Below are 6,789 nucleotides of genomic sequence, written 5' to 3'. Positions count from 1 at the left end.
ATCCGACTTTTACCGTATATTTAGAATTTGAGTCACTGATTTCTATTAATGATAAAGAACGACATTATGCTTTTCCAACAGGCAAAAACTGGTTAACTCGTTTACCTATACTCGTGCAACTACCTGAAGACCGTAGTCTATTTAACTTACAAGAATTGTATCGTACGATGGAGTTTGATTTGAGTAAAATGAATCAAAAATGGACTGCTGCTATGAGTGCCTAATGATCTTGAAATTAAATTAAAATTTTCTATTTTATTAAAATACTTTACATTTATTCTTCATAAGAAATGTAAAGTATTTTTAAAGATAAACTTATTTAACATAAATCATTTATATTACAATTCTACAATACTTTTATTTTAATATTTATCTTAACTTCAAATAAGGAACATCCTACTTCTATTCACTAATTTTAATGTTATGGGGGTATTTACTTATGTTAAAAACAATTATTGTAACCTCATGGAAATACAATACAACTTCAAAATACTTAAAAATATTTTATAATAATGGCAGTGGTGAACTTTATTATCCTGTACCTGAGTTTATTTATAATAACTTATTGCGGTGTAATGATAAAACAGCTTTTGTACAAAAATATTTAGAGTATGATCTACATTTTACTCGGCTTACTATACTTTAAATCAAAAAAATCAGGCTAGTCCTGATTTTTTATCGTATATAATCTTTAAACGTAATCATAAATAAACCTGCACCTAAAGATAATGTCGTAGTTAAAAACCTTTGATCATTTTTAACTGCTTGTAGAAAAGTTTTTACTTCAGCAGTATGGGAAATGACATTATCTACAAATAATACACCACCTTGCTTATTCATTATTTCACTTAAATAAGGCCAATATTTAAGATATTGATCACGTTCAGCATCAAGTAAAATAAAGTCATATTTTTCTTGTGTTTGCGCTAAAAAATCAAAAGCATCACCTACCCAAAAATCAACTAAATGATCCAACTTAAAATCTTGAGCATAAGCTTTTGCTTTAATCGTACGCTCTTCATCAATTTCTAATGTGGTAATCCTGCCTTCTGTAACCTGTACTGCATCAGCAAGCCACAATGTAGAATAACCCGTCGAAGTACCTATTTCTAATACTTTTTTAGATTGTTGAATACGGATTTGCATTGCTAAATATTGAGCAGAATCGGGTTCAATATTTCTATAACGCTTTATTCGATCACATTGAGTGGCATCATATTTAATAAAAGATTGGTATAAATGATTTATTTTTTCAACAAAGTTTAAACTCATACTCATCACAATAATCCATTTTTTCTATTTAGTTTTAATATTGCACTTATTTACGTCAAACATATGACATTTAAAATAAATTACAATCTATTCTATTCCCTTTGAACAAGTACGACTATATCACTATTGTATTTATAAAATCGATTCGAATTCATTAATAAACTCAAAACGTGGTTGAACTGTGCCATTTTCCAACTCTATAGATTCATTAAACATGTCAAATGGTCTCACCCATATAGAAAAATCACCATATAAACACTGATAAACAACAAGTTTTTCTTGGGTTTCGCTATGCTGTGCCACATGTAAAACTTGATATAACTTTCCTTTATAATGTCGATAGATACCTTGTTTCATTCATTTAAACTTTTAAATTAAAAATTGAGTATAAAATTAAATTTTCTCTTATACAAATATTTAAATATAAAAAAATCCGCTTCAAGAGCGGATTTTTTTATATTTTCAATTAAGAAAAATCTAATTCTTTTTCAAAGCCTTTTAACTCATGACGAGCCATTGCTAAGTTTGATTTAGCACGATCTAATACTAAATAAAGGAACAAGTTTTCATTTGATTCTAAAGGACGAATTAAATGATACTGTTTACCTAAAGTAATTAGAATATCTTCAATTTGGTCATCTAGTTTTAATGCTTTTGCAACTTTACGTTTAGCACGAACAACTTCTGTATTACCAGCAGCAGCTAATTCTAAATCAATACCTGTACCAGCAGTAGCAAGTGATAAACCACTTTCGCTATCTACTAATGCAGCACAAACAAAACCATCAATATCTGATAAAGGTTCTAAAGTAATACGAGCCATAGGATTCCCCATTGTTTTCTTGTTTAACGTGTTATTCTGTTCTAGTTATATTATGAACTACAACTAAAACAATATTCCCCTCGATGGTTTAAATCGAGTTCTTTTCAAAAATCAATATGAAGTAATTTCAAAGTATTTACTCCCATATTCGACTTTTTATCTCTACCTAACTTTGCACTAATATATCAATATATAACGGTATGTATACAGTTTATTTTGAAATATTTTTATTTTTTTGTACGTCTTTCATTAAGTTGAATATTTAGATAAATTTTCAACCGTTGACTTCGTTTCGTAAAGCATTTGTCCAATTAAAATATCTTTAGATGTTAAAGCCACTAAAACCATTGGATACTGAGGGTGAGGCACCGCCGTTAATAATGCCTTACCATTTTCCGCATCAAGGGTAATGGTTTGGCATCCCACTAAATTAATTTCTGAAATAAAGGCTGTCACCATTGCAAGAATTGAGCTACTTACAGCCGCAATTTTTCCTGAATTATTGACATTCTTTTTATTTGCTAATGCAATTTCAAAACCATCTGAAGAACATAACATCACAAAATCAATACCAGAAACGCTGTTGAGCAAATTTCTAATTTTTAGTTCGCCATATGCTACAAACTCATCTGGAATTTTTCTTGATAGATTCACATCTAACATAACCCCACCTATAAATAGATTTAAATTAATTTACTTTTCATAGATATGACTCTAATTAAAAAGTTATTAATTTTATATTCGCCCCAAATTATAGTGAAATATATCACACATTTTTAAGTTTAATATACATACAACGCAATATTTTTTGTTATTTTCAGATTATTTTTTGCCTTTTCTGCACTCCTAAAACGTTTATTTAATTAACTTTTCAACTTAAATAAAATTATACTTAAGATGAGCTAAATTAAAATCATCTTGATTTATGCTTTAATATATGTACAAAGTGATTATTTAATAAAATCGAAAAAATAGATCACCAAAATAAAAACAAACTGTTTTACCTATGTTTAAAATTATCTTACTATAAGCTCAATGAATAAATTTACTCCCTTGGAGATTGTTAGCATGTTAGATGCAAATACTTCTGCTCAATTAAAAACACTTTTAGAACGCCTTGAAAGCCCGATTGAAATTGTTGCTTCTTTAAATGATTCTGATAAATCTGACAAAATCAAAGAACTTGTGACTGAAGTTGCTGCTCTTTCAGATCAAGTAACTGCTCGTTTTGATGGTCAAAATGACCGTAAACCAAGCTTTGGGATCGCAAAAGTTGGTGAACAACCGCGTGTATTCTTCGCTGGCTTACCTATGGGGCATGAGTTCACTTCATTGATTCTTGCACTTTTACAAGTTTCTGGTTATGCACCAAAAGTTTCTGATGAAGTTTTAGCACAAATTAAAAGTTTAAATTTAACTGCAAATTTTGATGTATTTGTCTCTTTAAGCTGTCACAACTGTCCAGATGTGGTTCAAGCATTAAACTTGATTGCGATTAATAATCCAAATACCACTGCAACCATGATTGATGGTGCATTCTTCCAAGATGAAGTTGAAGAACGCAAAATCCTTGCTGTACCAATGGTATTTCAAAATGGTGAGCATATCGGTCAGGGTCGTATGACGTTGGAAGAAATTGTTGCCAAATTAGATACAGGATCGGCAGCTAAAGATGCTGAAAAACTCAATGCCAAAGATGCTTTTGATGTTTTGGTGATTGGTGGTGGACCTGCTGGCGCAACTTCTGCGGTCTATGCTGCACGTAAAGGCATCCGTACAGGTATTGTTTCTGAACGCTTTGGTGGTCAGGTCATGGATACTATGGACATCGAAAACTTTATTTCAGTGCAAAAAACCCAAGGTCCTAAGTTCGGTGCAGATATGGAAGCGCATGTACGTGAGTACGGTGTAGACATTATGAATCTACAGAAAGTCAAAAACATAGTTGGTGCTGACCAAACAAGCAACGGCTTAGTTGAAATTGAACTTGAAAATGGCGCAAAACTTGAATCGAAAACCGTAATCCTATCTACTGGTGCACGCTGGAGAGAAATGAATGTACCGGGTGAGAAAGAGTATAAAACACGTGGTGTTGCATACTGTCCGCACTGTGATGGTCCATTGTTCAAAGGTAAACGTGTTGCTGTGATTGGTGGCGGTAACTCAGGAATCGAAGCGGCGATTGATCTTGCAGGTATTGTAGAGCATGTAACCGTGGTTGAGTTTGATACCAAACTGCGTGCTGACCAAGTTTTACAAGATAAATTAAACAGCTTGCCAAATACCACAGTAATCATGAATGCACTTTCAACTGAAGTGATCGGTGATGGTTCACAAGTGACTGCTTTGAAATATAAAGATCGTGCGACCAATGAAGAGCATATTGTTGAACTTGCAGGAATCTTTGTGCAAATTGGTTTATTGCCAAATACAGATTTCTTGAAAGAAACAGCTGTAGAACTTTCTAACCGCAACGAAATTGTAGTTAATGACCGCAACGAAACCAATGTCAAAGGTGTATTTGCCGCAGGTGACTGTACCACTGTGCCATATAAGCAAATCATCATTGCTGCGGGTGAAGGTGCTAAAGCCTCTTTATCTGCCTTTGATTATATTATTCGTTCTGGACAATAAGATATTTCACTTAAATTCTCTATTAAAAAAGCCTTTTATCTTTACTGATAAGAGGCTTTTTTAATGATCATTTTTTCATTAACAATTTTAAATATTTTTTTCTCATGATTTTGTTTATATTGCCAATATCCATTGTTATGGATTTAAAAAATAATAGGTTAAGAAGGTAAAACAAATGAATAAATTACTTGTTGCTTTAGGTCTTGCTGCTACCGTTGCACTTGTGGGTTGTAATAAAGACAAAGCTCCTGAAACTGGTGCCTCTACTGGTGAACATTTAGAAAATGCTGCTGAGCAAGCTGGACATGATGTTGCAAATGCAACTGAAAATGCAGCTAATGCAACTGCGACTGCTGTAGATAACGCTGCAAGTGCAACTGTAGATGCTGCTCATGATGCTGCTAATGCAACTGCACATGCTGCTGATGCGACTGTAGATGCTGCTAAAGATGCCACTGCTGCAACTGCTGGTGCTGTTGAACAAGGCGCTGCTAATGTAAAAGATGCTGCTAAAAACTAATATTTTCATACTATATAAAAAACTCCCACGGGAGTTTTTTATAATATTTGTACAGCTATCACATTCATCTCATTTATTATAAAAATAATTTAATCAAAATTACTGATTTCACTCATCAATTATTCTCAATATATTGCTCAATAATATATGTATTATAAATCTATGATCTCGTAATTAGTCACTTAAATTCTCTCACTTACTCAGCTTTTTATACTTCTCCTATGTCTATTGTTGCTGCAAAATCTGACCGATCGAATGCCTCGGTTTGGGTCGCTCTTGTTCTTTTAATTCTAGGTACTTTCGGTGCTTATTCCGTGGTTGGGCTGAATCAAGCCTTATTATTTCTTATTGGCGGTGCTTTGGGCATGACGCTCTATCACGCTTCTTTTGGTTTTACCTCAAGTTGGCGTGTGTTTTTAAATGAGCGTCGTGGTCGTGGACTCCGTGCTCAAATGATCATGTTGGCGCTTGCAGTGTTGCTGTTTTTCCCTGCTTTAGGCGCTGGTGAATTGTTTGGTCAATCTGTACAAGGTAATGTTAGCCCTGTCTCCATGTCTGTCATGATTGGTGCTTTTATCTTTGGGATTGGCATGCAACTCGGTGGTGGTTGTGCTTCGGGTACCTTATACACTGTTGGTGGTGGTAGTGCCCGCATGGTGATTACCCTGATCTTCTTTTGTCTGGGTTCATTGATTGCGACAACACATTTACAATGGTGGTTTGATTTACCACATTTCGCACCTGTTTCACTGGTGACAAGTTTAGGTGTTGTGCCTGCATTACTGCTCAATTTCGTGATTTTCGCAGTGATCGCATGTCTGACCGTTTACTTTGAGAAAAAGCGTCATGGCTCACTTGAAGTTGAAAAAGCAAGCACTCATCAAGGTTGGTCACGTTTTTTGCGTGGTCCATGGCCTTTGATTTGGGGTGGCATCATCTTAACTTTATTAAATTTTGCCACACTTGCTTTGGCAGGTCGTCCATGGGGCGTGACCTCTGCTCTGGCGGTCTGGGCAGCCAAATCTGCAAGTCTGCTTGGGGTTGATGTTGCTTCGTGGGCATATTGGCAAATACCTGCCAATGCCAAAGCACTTTCTCAATCTTTATGGTTTGATATTACCTCAATGATGAATTTTGGCATCATGCTCGGTGCTTTATTGGCAGCAAGTCTTGCAGGTAAATTTGCACCGAACCTGAATATTCCGAAACGTTCAATCATTGCTGCTGTTGTTGGTGGTTTATTATTGGGTTATGGCGCACGTTTGGCGTATGGATGTAACATCGGCGCTTACTTCAGTGGTATTGCTTCAGGCAGTTTGCATGGTTGGTTATGGCTTGTTTTTGCCTTTTTGGGCAATGCTATTGGGGTAAAAATTCGTCCATTTTTCTTTCCGAATGAAAAACCTCAAGCAACTACACTTACAGGTTGCTAACTGTTGTATAGGCTGATATTAAAAACTTAAATATTCAGTCCAAATGTTAAAACTTTAAGTCCTCTTGATTTACATCAAGGGGCTTTTTTTATATCCATTCTTAAATC

At 34.4% G+C, this 6,789-nt stretch carries 8 protein-coding genes and 1 pseudogene; 5 read left to right on the top strand and 4 right to left on the bottom strand.

The window, feature by feature from the left end:
- Both C9E89_RS23325 and C9E89_RS15765 read left to right on the top strand, forming a co-directional pair.
- Nucleotides 1-224, top strand: a pseudogene (locus C9E89_RS23325) (hypothetical protein); the annotation flags it as partial.
- A 215-nt stretch (nt 225-439) separates the two neighbouring features.
- Nucleotides 440-646 carry a KTSC domain-containing protein gene (locus C9E89_RS15765; RefSeq protein ID WP_107009294.1) on the top strand — a complete coding sequence of 69 codons (207 nt, stop codon included), beginning with the start codon at nt 440-442 and terminating at the stop codon, nt 644-646.
- Between the two features lie 29 nt (nt 647-675).
- Here C9E89_RS15765 and C9E89_RS15760 read toward each other — a convergent pair whose 3' ends face one another.
- From C9E89_RS15760 to C9E89_RS15745, 4 genes are all read right to left on the bottom strand, one after another.
- The gene (locus C9E89_RS15760) at nt 676-1,278 is read right to left on the bottom strand and encodes an O-methyltransferase (protein WP_107009290.1); all 603 of its coding nucleotides are present in this window, start codon (nt 1,276-1,278) and stop codon (nt 676-678) included.
- A gap of 126 nt (nt 1,279-1,404) precedes the next feature.
- Complete coding sequence (locus C9E89_RS15755; protein ID WP_107009289.1) at nt 1,405-1,629, bottom strand: DUF1653 domain-containing protein; 225 nt, start codon at nt 1,627-1,629, stop codon at nt 1,405-1,407.
- Between the two features lie 109 nt (nt 1,630-1,738).
- Nucleotides 1,739-2,095: a roadblock/LC7 domain-containing protein gene (locus C9E89_RS15750; protein WP_107009288.1), complete on the bottom strand. Its 357-nt coding sequence runs from the start codon at nt 2,093-2,095 to the stop codon at nt 1,739-1,741.
- A 249-nt stretch (nt 2,096-2,344) separates the two neighbouring features.
- Nucleotides 2,345-2,758 (bottom strand): roadblock/LC7 domain-containing protein, encoded by a 414-nt coding sequence (locus C9E89_RS15745; RefSeq protein ID WP_107009287.1) that lies wholly within the window; start codon nt 2,756-2,758, stop codon nt 2,345-2,347.
- Nucleotides 2,759-3,163: 405 nt separating this feature from the next.
- Here C9E89_RS15745 and ahpF point away from each other — a divergent pair, with 405 nt between their 5' ends.
- The 3 genes from ahpF to C9E89_RS15730 all read left to right on the top strand — a co-directional run bounded on the left by ahpF (nt 3,164) and on the right by C9E89_RS15730 (nt 6,682).
- Entirely contained in the window at nt 3,164-4,729 is a 1,566-nt protein-coding gene (ahpF, locus tag C9E89_RS15740) for an alkyl hydroperoxide reductase subunit F (RefSeq protein WP_107009286.1), read from the top strand.
- Between the two features lie 175 nt (nt 4,730-4,904).
- Entirely contained in the window at nt 4,905-5,249 is a 345-nt protein-coding gene (locus C9E89_RS15735) for a hypothetical protein (protein WP_107009285.1), read from the top strand.
- A 221-nt stretch (nt 5,250-5,470) separates the two neighbouring features.
- On the top strand, nt 5,471-6,682 hold the full coding sequence (locus C9E89_RS15730; protein ID WP_107009284.1) for a YeeE/YedE family protein: 1,212 nt from the start codon (nt 5,471-5,473) through the stop codon (nt 6,680-6,682).
- Nucleotides 6,683-6,789 lie beyond the last annotated feature (107 nt).

This window comes from Acinetobacter sichuanensis, from assembly GCF_003024515.2.
Taxonomy (GTDB): Bacteria; Pseudomonadota; Gammaproteobacteria; order Pseudomonadales; family Moraxellaceae; genus Acinetobacter; species Acinetobacter sichuanensis.
The sequence above is the reverse complement of the archived record's forward strand: the minus strand, read 5'-3'. Positions and strand labels throughout refer to the sequence as shown.

What these genes read in the sequence shown, in the direction of transcription:
- C9E89_RS15745 (WP_107009287.1), bottom strand. Translation starts at nt 2,758, where the DNA reads ATGTTAGATGTGAATCTATCAAGAAAAATTCCAGATGAGTTTGTAGCA.
- C9E89_RS15760 (WP_107009290.1), bottom strand. Translation starts at nt 1,278, where the DNA reads ATGAGTATGAGTTTAAACTTTGTTGAAAAAATAAATCATTTATACCAA.
- ahpF (WP_107009286.1), top strand. Translation starts at nt 3,164, where the DNA reads ATGTTAGATGCAAATACTTCTGCTCAATTAAAAACACTTTTAGAACGC.
- C9E89_RS15730 (WP_107009284.1), top strand. Translation starts at nt 5,471, where the DNA reads ATGTCTATTGTTGCTGCAAAATCTGACCGATCGAATGCCTCGGTTTGG.
- C9E89_RS15735 (WP_107009285.1), top strand. Translation starts at nt 4,905, where the DNA reads ATGAATAAATTACTTGTTGCTTTAGGTCTTGCTGCTACCGTTGCACTT.
- C9E89_RS15750 (WP_107009288.1), bottom strand. Translation starts at nt 2,095, where the DNA reads ATGGCTCGTATTACTTTAGAACCTTTATCAGATATTGATGGTTTTGTT.
- C9E89_RS15755 (WP_107009289.1), bottom strand. Translation starts at nt 1,629, where the DNA reads ATGAAACAAGGTATCTATCGACATTATAAAGGAAAGTTATATCAAGTT.
- C9E89_RS15765 (WP_107009294.1), top strand. Translation starts at nt 440, where the DNA reads ATGTTAAAAACAATTATTGTAACCTCATGGAAATACAATACAACTTCA.